Source organism: Paenibacillus intestini, from assembly GCF_030803945.1.
In the GTDB taxonomy this organism is placed as follows: Bacteria; Bacillota; Bacilli; order Paenibacillales; family Paenibacillaceae; genus Paenibacillus; species Paenibacillus polysaccharolyticus.
The window spans coordinates 52,242-66,408 of sequence record NZ_JAURUN010000009.1; the positions used below are offsets into that span (position 1 = coordinate 52,242).

General features: G+C 45.7%; 12 protein-coding genes. 6 read left to right on the forward strand and 6 right to left on the reverse strand.

The features are described from left to right. Positions 1–7: 7 nt before the first annotated feature. On the forward strand, positions 8–1,159 hold the full coding sequence (locus J2T16_RS21195; protein WP_499019174.1) for an MGDG synthase family glycosyltransferase: 1,152 nt from the start codon (positions 8–10) through the stop codon (positions 1,157–1,159). A gap of 111 nt (positions 1,160–1,270) precedes the next feature. Here J2T16_RS21195 and J2T16_RS21200 read toward each other — a convergent pair whose 3' ends face one another. From J2T16_RS21200 to J2T16_RS21210, 3 genes are all read right to left on the reverse strand, one after another. Next, complete coding sequence (locus J2T16_RS21200) at positions 1,271–2,824, reverse strand: ABC transporter substrate-binding protein (protein ID WP_221786828.1); 1,554 nt, start codon at positions 2,822–2,824, stop codon at positions 1,271–1,273. Between the two features lie 98 nt (positions 2,825–2,922). Next, a complete protein-coding gene (locus J2T16_RS21205; protein WP_244159348.1) occupies positions 2,923–3,858 on the reverse strand; it encodes a carbohydrate ABC transporter permease in 936 nt (311 codons plus the stop codon). 36 nt (positions 3,859–3,894) lie between these two features. Beyond that, on the reverse strand, positions 3,895–4,800 hold the full coding sequence (locus J2T16_RS21210) for an ABC transporter permease (protein WP_090922181.1): 906 nt from the start codon (positions 4,798–4,800) through the stop codon (positions 3,895–3,897). A 385-nt stretch (positions 4,801–5,185) separates the two neighbouring features. Between J2T16_RS21210 and J2T16_RS21215 the strand changes: the two genes are divergently transcribed. Continuing rightward, complete coding sequence (locus J2T16_RS21215; protein ID WP_499019175.1) at positions 5,186–7,450, forward strand: AraC family transcriptional regulator; 2,265 nt, start codon at positions 5,186–5,188, stop codon at positions 7,448–7,450. Positions 7,451–7,523: 73 nt separating this feature from the next. On the opposite strand, the gene trmB is transcribed toward J2T16_RS21215, so the two are convergent. After that, on the reverse strand, positions 7,524–8,279 hold the full coding sequence (gene trmB, locus J2T16_RS21220; protein WP_154886924.1) for a tRNA (guanosine(46)-N7)-methyltransferase TrmB: 756 nt from the start codon (positions 8,277–8,279) through the stop codon (positions 7,524–7,526). A 151-nt stretch (positions 8,280–8,430) separates the two neighbouring features. Next, positions 8,431–8,631, reverse strand: coding sequence for a hypothetical protein (locus tag J2T16_RS21225; protein ID WP_090922175.1), 201 nt, complete (start codon positions 8,629–8,631; stop codon positions 8,431–8,433). Positions 8,632–8,945: 314 nt separating this feature from the next. Here J2T16_RS21225 and mnmL point away from each other — a divergent pair, with 314 nt between their 5' ends. The 4 genes from mnmL to J2T16_RS21245 all read left to right on the forward strand — a co-directional run bounded on the left by mnmL (position 8,946) and on the right by J2T16_RS21245 (position 12,731). Then, on the forward strand, positions 8,946–9,899 hold the full coding sequence (gene mnmL / locus J2T16_RS21230; RefSeq protein WP_499019176.1) for a tRNA modification radical SAM protein MnmL/YtqA: 954 nt from the start codon (positions 8,946–8,948) through the stop codon (positions 9,897–9,899). Then, positions 9,900–10,484, forward strand: a complete 585-nt coding sequence (mnmM, locus tag J2T16_RS21235; RefSeq protein ID WP_154958273.1) for a tRNA 5-(aminomethyl)-2-thiouridylate-methyltransferase MnmM — start codon at positions 9,900–9,902, stop codon at positions 10,482–10,484. It abuts the gene before it with no gap. A 207-nt stretch (positions 10,485–10,691) separates the two neighbouring features. Further along, positions 10,692–11,672 carry a type I phosphomannose isomerase catalytic subunit gene (locus J2T16_RS21240; protein WP_221786831.1) on the forward strand — a complete coding sequence of 327 codons (981 nt, stop codon included), beginning with the start codon at positions 10,692–10,694 and terminating at the stop codon, positions 11,670–11,672. Positions 11,673–11,711: 39 nt separating this feature from the next. After that, positions 11,712–12,731, forward strand: a complete 1,020-nt coding sequence (locus J2T16_RS21245; RefSeq protein WP_090922167.1) for an alpha/beta fold hydrolase — start codon at positions 11,712–11,714, stop codon at positions 12,729–12,731. Between the two features lie 156 nt (positions 12,732–12,887). Here J2T16_RS21245 and odhB read toward each other — a convergent pair whose 3' ends face one another. After that, positions 12,888–14,162, reverse strand: a complete 1,275-nt coding sequence (odhB, locus tag J2T16_RS21250) for a 2-oxoglutarate dehydrogenase complex dihydrolipoyllysine-residue succinyltransferase (RefSeq protein WP_221786832.1) — start codon at positions 14,160–14,162, stop codon at positions 12,888–12,890. Between the last annotated feature and the right edge of the window lie 5 nt (positions 14,163–14,167).

The following is a 14,167-nucleotide window of genomic DNA, read 5'->3' on the forward strand; positions in this document are numbered from 1 at the left end:
AGCAAGCGTGGAGAAAAAAAGAATCTTACTATTATCTGAGGGCTTTGGCGCAGGGCATACCCAAGCTGCTTATGCATTGTCCAGCCACTTACGAAAACTGTCGCCGAATATCCAGACCAAAGTGCTTGAACTCGGAAGCTTTCTTAACCCGAAAGTAGCACCACTTATCCTTAATGCATACAAAAGAACGGTGACCAATCAACCCAAACTTGTTGGATACATGTACAGACAGCAATATAAAAAGCCATTGAATCGGTTAACAACTCTTGCACTGCACAAAGTGTTTTACACCCATACCCGCAGTGTGGTGCGTCAGTTGCATCCGGATGCTATTGTCTGCACGCATCCCATTCCAAGTGCGGTTATATCCAGGTTAAAGCGGTTAGGTACGAAGGTGCCTTTATGTAACGTTTTAACGGATTATGATGCACATGGTACATGGATTAGTCCTGAAGTGGATCTGTATCTCGTCTCCTCAGACGAAGTTAAATCCAAGTTGATGCAACGAGGCGTATCCGTAGAGAAAATCAAAGTAACCGGTATCCCGGTGCACCCAAACTTCTGGGAGCATCCCGTGCACGACGAGATCCGATCCAGATTTAACCTAAAAAAAATGCCTACCGTGCTTGTGATGGGCGGTGGTTGGGGAATGCTCAGTGACAAAGTTGTTCACCAATTGTTAGCACGCTGGCATGAAGATATCCAGATTATTTTCTGTCTCGGACGTAATGACAAAATTCGGATTAGCATGGAACAGGACCCACTGTTCCAACAAGAAAATATCCACATTATCGGGTATACAACGGAAATTGATAAATTAATGGAAGTCTCTGATCTACTAATTACAAAACCAGGCGGAATGACTTGCAGTGAAGGTTTGGCAAAAGGTATTCCGATGCTGTTTCATAATCCGATCCCGGGTCAGGAGGAAGAGAATGTACATTATTTTACGGCCAGAGGATTGGGTGAACGGATTACCTCCCTTGATGTGGTTGTAAAGTGGATGAACAAACTGCTTCATCACTATCCTGAGGTGCTTGAGAAGCGAAAACGCCATCTGGCCGAGATAGCCAAAGTACATCCGATGGAAAGCGCGCAGTCTATTATGAATTTGTTACAGGATATGCGGCCTGTATCATCAGAGTCGACCCGTTTATAACCTTGTATAGTTAGAAAATCCCGTCCTTCTTGTCTCTTATAACGAAGAGAAAAGGTGCCTTCGAAGCTGAAGGCACCTTTTTTTCTTAAGTCTGCAGAATAATCACACTGCTTATTGTATACCAGCAGATTTCAGATACTCCTGCCATTGCTTTGTATACTCGGACTGAATTTTGTCCAGACCGGCTTGTTTTGCTTTTTCCATAAACGTATTCAAACCGCCCTCTACATCCGCAACAAGGCCTACGTTAAGTGGATACAGATATTGCTTCTCGACTTGCTCCAAAGCCGCTTTCTCAGCTTGATAAGGTGTCCAATCCTCGGCAAAACCAGTGAAGATATCCGGTTTTTTGATCTTATCAAGGTCTTTAAACATAGCGAGTACATCATCAAAGCTCTTGTCATACAGCATAAACTCCGGATTACGCCATGCCCAGCCATTCATGCCTTCACGCGGGAAACCATTGCTTTGTGCATCGCCAATCATATGATAGTATCCGTCTTTTACTTCAAAGTTTTTGCCTTCCACACCATACTCGGTCAGCCAGTTGTAACGTTTGTCGGTTACAAGCTTCTCGTAAAATTCCAGTGCTCTTTCCGGGTTTTTACTGCTTCGCGGAATAGCAAAACCGTTGTGAATCGGATGCACCGGCTGTGCAAAACCTTTCGCATTCGGATATGGGAAATATCCGAGCTTCCAGTCCGGGTGAGTGGACTGAACCTTGATCACATCAGAATTGAATTTGTTCGGATTCTCCCCAGCGAGAATGACAGCTGCTTTACCATTTTGCAACAGGGAATTGGATGTATCCTTCACATTCAGTACGTTTTTCGGGAAAAATCCTTTATCCATCCAACGTTTGTATGTTTTCAGGTCTTGTAAATGCTGTGGTGATCCCCAATAGGACGTCACTGTTGATGGTGTATCATACATAATATCCAGGCCATATGGAAGCTGACCCGCCGTATTTACCAGCTTGGAAGTCAATTGACGAACACCATGGGTATGGTTTGCATTGCTGTCTGCAATCGGAATCATGTTGGGCTCATTCGCCTTGATGCCGTCCAGGTATGCTTCGAGCGTTTCCATCGATTCCGGCTTCGGCAGATTATACTTCTCACGCAGGTCTTCACGGTATGCAATACCTTCCGTTACGTATTCGATCCACGTGGATGGAACCGTGTAGATTTTATCGTTAATCTTAACCGCATTCCACATATCATCCGGGACATGAGATTTGAGCTTTGGTGTTTTTGCCAACAGTTCATCCAGCGGCAGGAAAGCACCTTTCTTCGCATAAGACTGGTAGTTCGTCCAGTCTGCTGTAAAGATTAAGTCAATCGGCTGTCCGGAAGACAGCAACAATTTATATTTTTGATCCCAGTCCGTCCAAGACGTAAAGTTGAATTTTACATTTACATTCAGATCGGCTTCAGCAAGCTTGTTAATCTCCGACTCAATCACAGGCAGGTCTTTCGGAGCATCTCCAAGCATGTAAAATTGCAGGGTTACTTTTTCGCCTTTATTATCCGTTGAGCCTCCCTGAGCATTACCTTGCGCATTCCCTCCAGAACCGCCACCGTTACACGCGGCCAGCACGCCAGCAAATAACATCAGAACAAGTACCATAGACAGGTGCCGAATCATTTTTTTACGCATATGCATCCTCCCTTTTTGTGTTAAACCTATATGTTAGCGCAGACCCGCTATGCATCAGACCATTCATATCCTCAGTAGCCTGACGTCCCCAGCGTGTATACGTTCTAACCTTTTACAGCTCCAATGGTGAGTCCTTTGACAAAATAACGTTGAACAAACGGATACAGGAATAAAATCGGGCCTGTTACGATAATCGCCATTGCCATCTTGGTCGACTCTGTTGGAACGTCTTGACTGAGCGTTACCCCCGTACCAATCGCCATCTGGTCAATGAAGGTAATCGTATTCATCGTGTTGTACAAATAAAATTGGAGCTGGTACATATCCGGGTTGTTGATAAACAAGGAAGATGTAAACCAGTCATTCCAATAACCCAGGGCAAGAAACAGTCCAACGGTTGCAATGCCCGGCATCGCCAGTTTTAACACAATGCTGAAATAGATCCGGAAATCGTTGGCACCGTCAATCTTCGCCGATTCGATCAGTTCATCCGGCACCGCGGAGCGAATAAAGTTTTTCATCAGAATGATCAGAAATGGTGTCATTAACCCTGGGAAAATGAGTACCGTATACGTATCCGTCAGATTGAAGTAGTTCGCCAGCATAATGTACCAGGGCACAAGACCTCCGCCAAACAACGTTGTGAAGTAAATGAAAAAGGAGAACGTGTTCCGGTATTTGAAATCTTTACGCTGGAGCACAAATCCCGCCATCGTGATAAAAAACAGGCCCAGTGTTGTTCCCACAACCGTTGTGAACACCGTAACGCCATACGCTTTGAGTACCTGTGTGGGGAATTTGAATACCATTTTGTAACCTTCCAGAGAGAAGTGTGTTGGAAAAAGATGATACCCATCCCGCACGATCGATTCGTTGCTGCTGAATGAACCTGACAAAATGAGCAGGAATGGCAGCAGACACATCAATGACAAAACAATGATGATACCATAGGCAATGAGCTGAAAAGCCAAGTTGAATTCCGAATCTTTGGCACGGGTCCGGGTCCGTATCCGTCTTTGGGTATGCGTTTGTGTGCTCATAGTTGTTCTCCCTTCTGCCCTATAGGCGTGCTTATTCTAGAACAAGGCGTAATCTTCGTTAATTTTGCGGATAATGTAGTTGACCGTCATGATGAGAATGAACCCGAATAATGATTGGTACAAGCCAGCTGCTGTTGCCATACCGATATCAAAGGTTACTTTCAGTGAACGATAGACATACGTATCAATAATATCTGTAGCGTTGTAGAGCACGCCGTTATTCCCGATCAATTGATAGAACAGGTCAAACTGTCCTTTCATGATGCTGCCAAGCGAGAATAACAGGAGAATGACAAACGTTGGTTTGAGCATTGGCACGGTGATGTACCAGATCCGCTGAAAGATGTTCGCCCCGTCAATGCGCGCCGCTTCATAATACTCGTCACTTATTCCCGTTATAGCGGCCAGATAGATGACCATGCTGTACCCGAGGTTTTTCCATAAGTAAAAGATAATGATCAGAAACACCCATATCCATGGTGTGTTGTAGATATCCACCGGCCCTGCCTCAAAACGTTTGAGCACGGTATTCACAAACCCAGATTCATAGTTAAACATGTTGTAAGCGATTACACTTAATAGAACAAAAGAGATAAAGTACGGCAGGAACATGACGGACTGGGTTATTTTTTTGAACAACTTGCCCCGAATTTCACTGAGCATGATCGCACAAAAGATCGCCAGACCGTTCCCCAGTATAATGAAAGCCAGGTTATACCCTACGGTATTGGTCGTAAGTTTCAACAGCATTCCCGATTGCCAGAGAAATTTAAAGTTGTCTAACCCGACAAAGGGGCTTCCGAATAATCCACCTGCAAAATCATAACTGGTAAATGCGTAGTAAATACCGACCATCGGAAAATACGAGTTAATGAGAAAAAAGATCAGCGTGGGTAGCAGCATCAGAAACATGATTTTGTTTTTGTTCAATTCTTTGAGCATGGCTCGATCCCTCCCAAAATGTAACGGTGAAGCTCTGAATTCATTGTAGACTGACTTCTTCGTTAATGAATACTGAAGCTTCCTCCCATTGGTGAACGATACTGCGAATTGAGAAGTGAACAATATGTACTAATTATGAAATGAACGCATGTACGTTCACAAAAGTTGATATCGTGCATAACTCCAACCGAATGAACAATCCCGCGAAAGTTGAACTTTATCTAGGGAAAAGGAACCAAAACGCTTGTCCACCATTGATGTAAACGCATACATATTATATAATTCAAGTTACCTTGTACTTCTGTTTTGCTACATATGAAATTCAGTACTTCTTATGAAAAATACATAAGTTCACTCATATCAGAAGGTTCGAGGGGGAAAAAGAATGCGCAAACGTTCAGAGGACAGCCAGAAAGTGTTCACGCGGATTCTGATCGGTATTATTATCAGCACTGCCGCAACGTTACTTGTGGCATCAGCCATTTTATACGTTAACTACAATCGAATTGCTCTCCGTCAAGTCTATCGTACCGATGTGAATAGCCTCACCCAGACCAGCCGTGAAGTGGCCAAAATGACGGAAAGTGCCAAGTCTCTCTCCTACCAGATTTATCAGGACTACACGATCTCTTCCTTAATGCTCTACTCTAAGCCCAGTATCTATCAGATCACTTCGGCCATGGAGCAACTCGATAATTACCGTATGTCTCTTCCTTTTATTGAATCCATCTATGTATATAACTCTAAAAGCAGTGAATTTTTTATCAGTTCCGACGGGGTTCGCAATGGGCAGCAGTCTATATCCGAGATCGATGATCAGGGAATCAAACATATTCTGGATCGTTTCCATGACTATAAACCGTTTGTACCTATTCCCCGAACATATAAGGTCGGCTCAACCGAAGCCAGTGAGGTGAATAGTTACACTTACCTGTGCTACGACACCATTAACGACAACGCCAAGCTCAATTACGCCGTTATCGTCAACATTAAGGATGACTGGCTTAGCCCCAATATGAATGCGGCAGACCAGCCTGGCAAAACATTCATCGTGAATGAACAAGGCGATTTGTTGTCCGATTTTGGTGATCGCCCGTTGCTTAACAATCTCGCAAACGAAACCTTCATGCGTCCAATCATGCAAGATACGGAGCATTCTGCTTATTTTACTGAGCAAGTGGATGGGGAAAACTCACTTATCACCTACACCGCCCCAGACAGTCTAGGATGGCGTTATGTGCGAATCACCCCCTATGACGTGATTACAGCCGATATTCGCGGTATGCGCACGCACACCCTGTTATTCTGCCTGGGGTTACTGGCCGCGGGTCTGATTCTCTCTTATCTTGTATCGCGCAAGCTATATCACCCGATTAACAACGTACTTGTCCGCATGCGTGTGATGGAAGCCGAACGCCGGGGTAGTCTGCACTTGCTCAGACAGGATTTTTTACGAGGTGCGCTGCAAGGACGGGAAACCGTAACCTGCAATATGCTGGAAGAGCGGATGAGGTTCTACGGTTCCCCCATTGATGTACATCAACCCTCAAGAATGGTGCTTTTGCGTATCGACCATTATACCGAATTTTGCGAGACTTATCGGGATGATACCAAGCTAGTCAAATACGCAATGATGAACATTTGCACCGAAACCGCAGATATTCACTATTATGTTGAAGCTGTGGATATGGGCGGTGACCTGATTACGCTTCTGTTTAATGAAAAATCGGAAAATGATTCTTTGTCAGAGAATGAGGCTTCGGCTTCGCATCAAATTGAGGAATTGCTACGTATGATGCAGGCTGCAGTCATGACCCATCTCAAATGCTCCATCTCCTGTACGCTGGGTCCAGAGGAAAATTCACTGGAGGAATGTATTGAAGGTTACGCTCGTTCCGCTGAAGCATCGCTGCATCGCCTGTTCATGGGGCCAGGTTGCTTGATTCATACCGCAAGTATTATGGCGTATCAGAGCAAAGAGTATACTTTTCCCGCAGGCAAAGAAAGACAGCTTGTGGAATGCTTAATGACCGGCAAAACTGAGGAAGCCAAGCTAATATATGCAGATATCGTGAGTGAGACGGCCGCTTATCCGTTCACCGTCTTTCAACTCGCTCTGTCCCATCTGACGATGACCCTTAATCATGTTCGCAATACCCTTAAGAAGAACAATCAACTTACACTGGATTCCGTTTCAGGCAGTTTGATGCTTCCAGTGAAAAATGCTGAGGATCTCAGCGAGGTGCATGAACATTTTTATCGGATGTTTGACGAACTCGGCTCCAAGGTGGAGGAAAAACGCACACTCAAGCATGAGGAACTCATTCGGAGAATCAACGATATTGTTGAACGGGATTATGCTGACCCGAATCTGTGCTTGACCTCAATCGCAGAGGAATTAAGCATGTCGCCAATCTACGTCAGCAGGTTATATAAACAGCTCACATTGAAAGGACTTACAGATGTCATTAATGAGACACGCATTGCTAAAGCACAACATATGCTCGTGCAGACCGAAAATTCCGTTGCAGATATCGCCGAGCGAACCGGTTTTACCAACAGTTCTTATTTTTATCGGATGTTTAAAAAGTTGAACGGCGTAACCCCTAACGATTATCGCCGTAAAGAACTTCATTCTGAGCATCTGTAACCTCTGTTTATGTTTATAAAAGAAAAAGAGCGGTACCTTGGAGCAATGCATTTGCCCTTGGATACCGCCCTTTTTATGCTTCGTCCTGATCTTCACCAGACTCGTCTGTCGCTTCACGCACTTTGTACTTATCCAGACGCATTTCATTGTACTCTCGTAAAGCCTCTTCTCCTACAATCACTTCGACCCGATGAATGTTCATGCCTTTACCCATGAATTTTTGTTCATACTCGGTCATGACATGCTCTTCATTCAAACCCTCACGGTGCAGGTTCAGAGACAAATTCGTCATCTGCAAGCCAAAATCAGCGATTGAGTTCAGGGAGAACTCAAACAACGTTTCTGAATCCGTTTTAAAATGGATCTGTCCTTTGGGATTCAGCAACTCAATGTATTTTTTCAAGAAGCGTGGGTGTGTCAACCGGCGGCGTGCATGTTTCGCTTTTGGCCAAGGATCACTAAAATTCAAATAAATGCGTTCCAGTTCCTTCGGATCAAACACCTCTTCGATCTGTTCGATGTTCGCAAGCGCCAGCTTCAAGTTCGGGGGTGTCTCTACCTCAGCTTGACTCCAGGCATTACGCGCCTTCTCACTGGCACGACGAACGAGCTCATCATACATATCGATACCGATAAAATTATATTGTGGATATTTATAACTCATTTGGCTGATAAATTGACCTTTACCCATGCCAAACTCGACAAAAATCGGATGATCATTGCCAAACAGCTCGGCCCACTTGCCTTTGTGTTGCTTTGGCTCCAGTACAACAAGGTCCTCTTGCTGCTCCAGATTTTCTCTAATGCCTTTTCTACCACGTAAACGCATGTTATTCCTCCGTTTGTCCATACTTGTCCTAAACTCATTTTGCCCAAGAACCGGCAAATTGTAAAGAGCAATGAAAAAGGAATCTCCGGACCTGCCACGTTGGGCAAATCTCAAAGATTCCCTTCTCGATTTATTTGGAATTGGGGTCCAACTACTTTAGTAGTTCATAGTCTACCTTATCTTGGTGTGAAAAATCAAATGTCTTTTCGAAAGCATCGCGAACTTTTTGTCTTGCAGCCGCTTTCACTTTCGGATTTCCATTAAAACGAACGCCTGTCAGGGCCAGCGCCTCTTCTGCCGTCAGTTCAACAGATACATGCTGGAATTCGTTATTTTTAACTTGGGAATTCATTCATATCACCTCACGGTATAGTATGATCCATGACGTCAACATTCATTCAAATGCCACGATGAAAACTACTCACTGGATGGTGTCTGACGCTGATTTAAATATAACACAAGGTGTAAACTACATCAAGTAAAAAACCTTGATTTGACGGTCTTTTTTTTCGTTTGCATTCCCCTTTTTTTCGGATTTTTGGTACAATAAATGACGAAAACCGCACAGCATCTGCATACCCTGCTCAGGTATGATATTACAGAATAAGAAATGAACCAAAAAAGGACTACATTTTAAGCCATAGACCTCAAAGGAGTACCTTGAAAATGAATGCACCAGCTACACAAGCGCCACTAATGTGGGGGGATAAACGGTTCCATACCTGGAATTATGAAATGCGAGATCAATTTAACAACAAAGTATTTAAAGTGATGCTGGATGCCGGGTTCACTTGCCCGAATCGGGATGGCTCCATTGCCATAGGGGGCTGTACCTTCTGCAGTGCAAGGGGTTCAGGTGATTTTGCAGGAAGCAGACGTGAAGACCTCGTCAGCCAATTCAATACGATTCGCGACAGGCAGCATCTGAAATGGCCTTCGGCTCACTATATCGGTTATTTTCAGGCGTACACCAACACCTATGCACCAGTCGAAGAACTGCGTGAATACTTTGAAGAGATCTTACAACAGCCCGGCGTTGTCGGTTTATCCATTGCTACTCGCCCGGACTGTTTACCGGATGACGTTGTGGAGTATTTGGCAGAGCTTAATCAGCGAACCTATTTATGGGTAGAGATGGGACTGCAGACGATTCATGATTCCACTTCGAATTTGATCAACCGTGCACATGATACGTCGTGTTATGAAGAAGCGGTAGAAAAGCTACGTAAACACAATATTCGAGTCTGCACGCACATTATCTATGGCTTGCCGCAAGAAACCCACGAAATGATGCTGGATACCGGTCGCGCGGTGGCAAATATGGACGTGCAGGGCATTAAGATTCATCTGCTTCATCTCATGCGCAAAACGCCGATGGTTAAGCAATATGAAGCGGGTCTGCTTCGTTTCCTTGGACAGGATGAGTATATCAAGCTAATTGTAGATACCCTCGAGATGCTCCCACCGGAAATGATTGTACATCGTCTTACAGGAGATGCCCCGCGCGACCTGCTTATTGGCCCCATGTGGTCATTGAACAAATGGGAAGTTCTGAATTCCATCGACCGAGAACTGCGTGAACGCGATACATGGCAGGGTAAGTATTGGAGGGAGGCATAAATGGGCTTTCTATCGGTTCTCAGCTGTGCACATCAATGGATTGGTTCTCGGCTCCAGCCAGGAGATTTCGCCATTGATGCCACGGTGGGCACAGGTGCTGATACCTTGTTTCTCGCAAAGCAGGTAGGCCAGCGTGGTCAGGTCATCGGATTTGATATTCAAAACGAAGCGCTAACACTGGCTCAGGCCAGGATTCGAAAGCAATCTGAAAGCAGCAAACTCGGCTCTATTTCCATGATGGAATTAAGCCATGCACGCATGGCCGAAGCCGTACCGGGCGCCTGGATTGGTAAAGTAGGAGCTATTATGTTTAATCTGGGTTACTTACCTGCTGAAGGGGCAGATGCTTCTATAATCACAGAAACAACCAGCACAATCACAGCACTTGAAGCTGCTATAAAGTTATTACGTCCACGCGGTATAATTACTGTCGTGTTATATCCGGGTCACGAAGGTGGCGATCAGGAAGCTGATGCTGTATCTACATGGGCAACCGCTTTACCTGTCGAACAGGCTCAGGTTGTGATGTACCGCCAGTTGCAACGTCAAACTTCACCTTATTTAATCGGCATTGAAAAAAAATAAAAAATAATTCTCTTTGTTCACCAAATGAAATACACTGAACACATCGACTGGACAAGCCTTTGCTGGTTCACTCAACATCGCAGTTACCACCTACATGGTGCAACTGTATTCTGCACATGTTCATCTACATCTGCATATGCCGATCGTTAGAGGGGCCTGAACTGGTTAAAGCGAATCACCATTTCATATACTAGAGGAGAGATATCCATGTCTACGCCATACCCGCTTCAATTCCAACCCGAATTCAAAGAACGTGTGTGGGGAGGCCGAGCGCTCGAGCAATTTGGCCTAACACCCCCTGAAGGACATATTGGTGAAGGCTGGATGATTGCAGATCACGCCAATGGTACGACCAAGGTAATAAATGGACCACTCGCTGGCAAAGGACTTGATGAGGTTCGTGAACAACTCGGAACAGCCTGGCTGGGAACCAAAGGTGTTTCTGAAAAAGGCGGACGCTTTCCTCTGCTAATCAAACTGCTTGATTGTAACGATGACCTATCCGTTCAGGTTCATCCTACAGATGATTACAAGGCTCTTCCTCCAGGTGAACTGGGTAAAACCGAAATGTGGTACGTACTCGACGCCAAACCCGGCGCCCATATTATTTACGGACTTAATGAAGGTGTAGATCGTGAGGGGTTGAGACAGGCGCTGGAGAATGGCACTGTTATGGATACCCTTCGTCAAGTGCCTGTAGAAGCAGGAGATACATTCTTCATCCCTGCTGGAACGGTGCATGCTCTCTGCGCCGGTGTAGTTGTAGCAGAAATACAGCAAAATTCAGATACAACGTACCGGATCTATGATTACAACCGACCTGGACTGGACGGCAAGCCACGTGAACTACATGTAGAAGATTCCTTAAATGTCACGGCCTATGAAGGCGCCGGAGCCACAACAATGAAAACCAGCAATACAGTACCTGGTGAATGGCTCCAGCTTGCTTCTTGTCCTTACTTTGTAGTAGAGAAAGGCGTGGTGACTGAACGTTGGGATTTATCTACGACACCGGACAGCTTTACCATTCTTGTTGTATGTGAAGGTGAGGGTGCGCTTGAATGGAGTGGTTCTGAGGAAGGCGAGCAGCTGACATTGAAAGCAGGTCAATGTTATCTTTTGCCGGCTAATCTGGGTAACTATACATTAAGTGGCAATACAACCGTTCTTCGATCCTATCTTCCTTAAGTTTGTCACCGATAACCTGTGAAGGAGGAATTACACGAGATGCAGGAATCTACCTTTACGCTGATGGGCAATGAAGGTACCCGTGTTCATGTATACTGCTGGCTTCCCGATCCGGACGAACACATCCAAGGCGTTGTACAGATCGCGCATGGAATGGGCGAAACCGCAGCGCGTTATGCCGAATTTGCGGGTTATCTTACGAAACACGGCTTTGCTGTGTATGCTAATGACCATCGGGGTCATGGCAGAACGGTGGAGAGCACCGAAGCACTGGGTGATGCAGGTGTGGACGCATTTCGCTGGATGGCTAAAGATATGGTCAATCTGGGCGAGCTAGTTGCCAAAGAACATCCAGATGTCCCTCTGTTCCTTATGGGGCACAGTATGGGTTCTTTTTTGGTACAGCACCTCATGTATGCGGGACATGAGAGATACCACGCGTTTGTGCTGTCCGGTACAAACGGCAAACGAGGCTTGCTTCGGTTTGGAGAAAAACTGGCTCTACTCCAGTGCGGCATTCAAGGTGACAATCATCGAAGCCTGTTACTGAATGCCATTGTATTTGGCGGATTTAACCGTGCTTTCCGGCCAGCCACAACCCCCTTTGACTGGTTATCTCGTGACCGGCAGGAAGTACAGCGATTCATCGATGACCCAATGTGTGGAGCGATATGTACCGCTGGTTTTTTTCGAGATTTCTTTAAACTGTTACTCGAAATCCATCTTCCTCAGCATATGGAACGTATCCCGAAACACAAGCCGGTTCTTCTGTTCTCTGGTGAACTAGATCCTGTCGGACTTCGGGGCAAAGGTGTGCTTAACCTATACTCTCAGTATCAGAAGCTTGGACTTCAAGATGTAGAATATCATCTTTATCCAGGCGGACGGCATGAGATGCTCCATGAGACCAATCGTAACGAAGTGGCTCATGATGTCCTGAGTTGGTTAAAACGTCATATGCCGACAATCGAGCAGCAACATACACAAAATAGTAGTCAACAAGATGCCGATACCGTTCCGTCTTTTGAAATTCAATCGAATCAGACGGCTTTGATGTAAGAAATCTATTTCTGATTCTATTCCGATTCAAATGTGAGCAAAAACCCCCTGAACGAGCACAGTATGTAATGTGCTCATTCAGGGGGTTTTATTCTAGTGAAGTATCTCAGATTTCATAGGATGAGAAATAAAGTCCAATGCTAATCTCAGAAGTCATTAACCTTCAATCAACAATGATTCTGGATCTTCAAGCAATTCTTTGACAGTCACCAGGAATCGTACGGCTTCGCTTCCATCAATAATCCGGTGATCGTAGGACAAGGCGATGTACATCATTGGACGGTTTTCCATCCGTTCAGCATCAATCGCTACCGGACGAAGCTGAATTTTGTGCATCCCGAGAATACCTACCTGAGGAGTATTCAAGATTGGTGTAGACAATAGGGAGCCAAAGGTTCCGCCATTCGTAATCGTAAAGGTTCCGCCTTGCAGATCAGACAATGCCAGCGTATTCGAACGCGCTTTGGACGCCAGGTCTGCAATGCTTCTTTCGATTTCGGCAAAGCCCAGACGGTCAGCATCACGTACAACCGGAACAACCAGACCTTCTTTGGCAGATACCGCAATACCGATATCGTAGAATTTTTTCAACACAACGTCTTCGCCATCAATCTCTGCGTTAATCGTTGGGAATTTTTTAAGTGCACCGACAACCGCTTTGGTAAAGAAAGACATGAAGCCCAGGTTAATATCATGCTTCTCTTTGAACTTGTCCTTCCGACGTTTACGAACGTCCATGATCGCTGTCATGTCAACCTCATTGAACGTGGTCAACATCGCTGCGGTCTGCTGTGCTTCAACCAAACGCTTCGCAATGGTTGCCCGGCGACGGGACATACGCTGACGCTCTACAGGCTTGGCAAAAGTTGCGCCGCTGGCTGCTGGAGCACTAGGTGCGGAAGCAGGAGCTTTAGCTGCTGGTGGTGCCACTGGAGTGGATGGCTGACTTCCATGGCTTTTCACATCATCCTGATATACGCGGCCAATCGGATCTTTGCTCTGTACTTGATCCAACTCAATCCCACGCTCACGAGCAAGCTTGCGTGCAGAAGGAGACGCTGTTTTGTTGCTATCGGATGACTCTGGTGGTGCCGCAACAGCAGCCGGTGCTACTGGAGCTTCCGGAGCTGGTGCAGAAGTGGGTTTGGATTCAGCCGCTGCCGGTTCGGAAGCAGCCGGAGCGTTTCCGCCCCCTGCTCCAGCCGAAAGTGTACCGATCGTTTCACCGATAACTACCGTCTCGCCTTCTTGACGAATGATTTTCTCGAGCACACCGCTCTCCTCAGCACTGATCTCGATGTTGACTTTATCGGTCTCCAGTTCAAGCAGAACATCACCCTGATTAACGGTGTCTCCTTCTTTGACCATCCATCTGGATACCGTTCCCTCAGTTATTGACTCACCCATTGCAGGTACTTTAATTTCACTCACAGCTG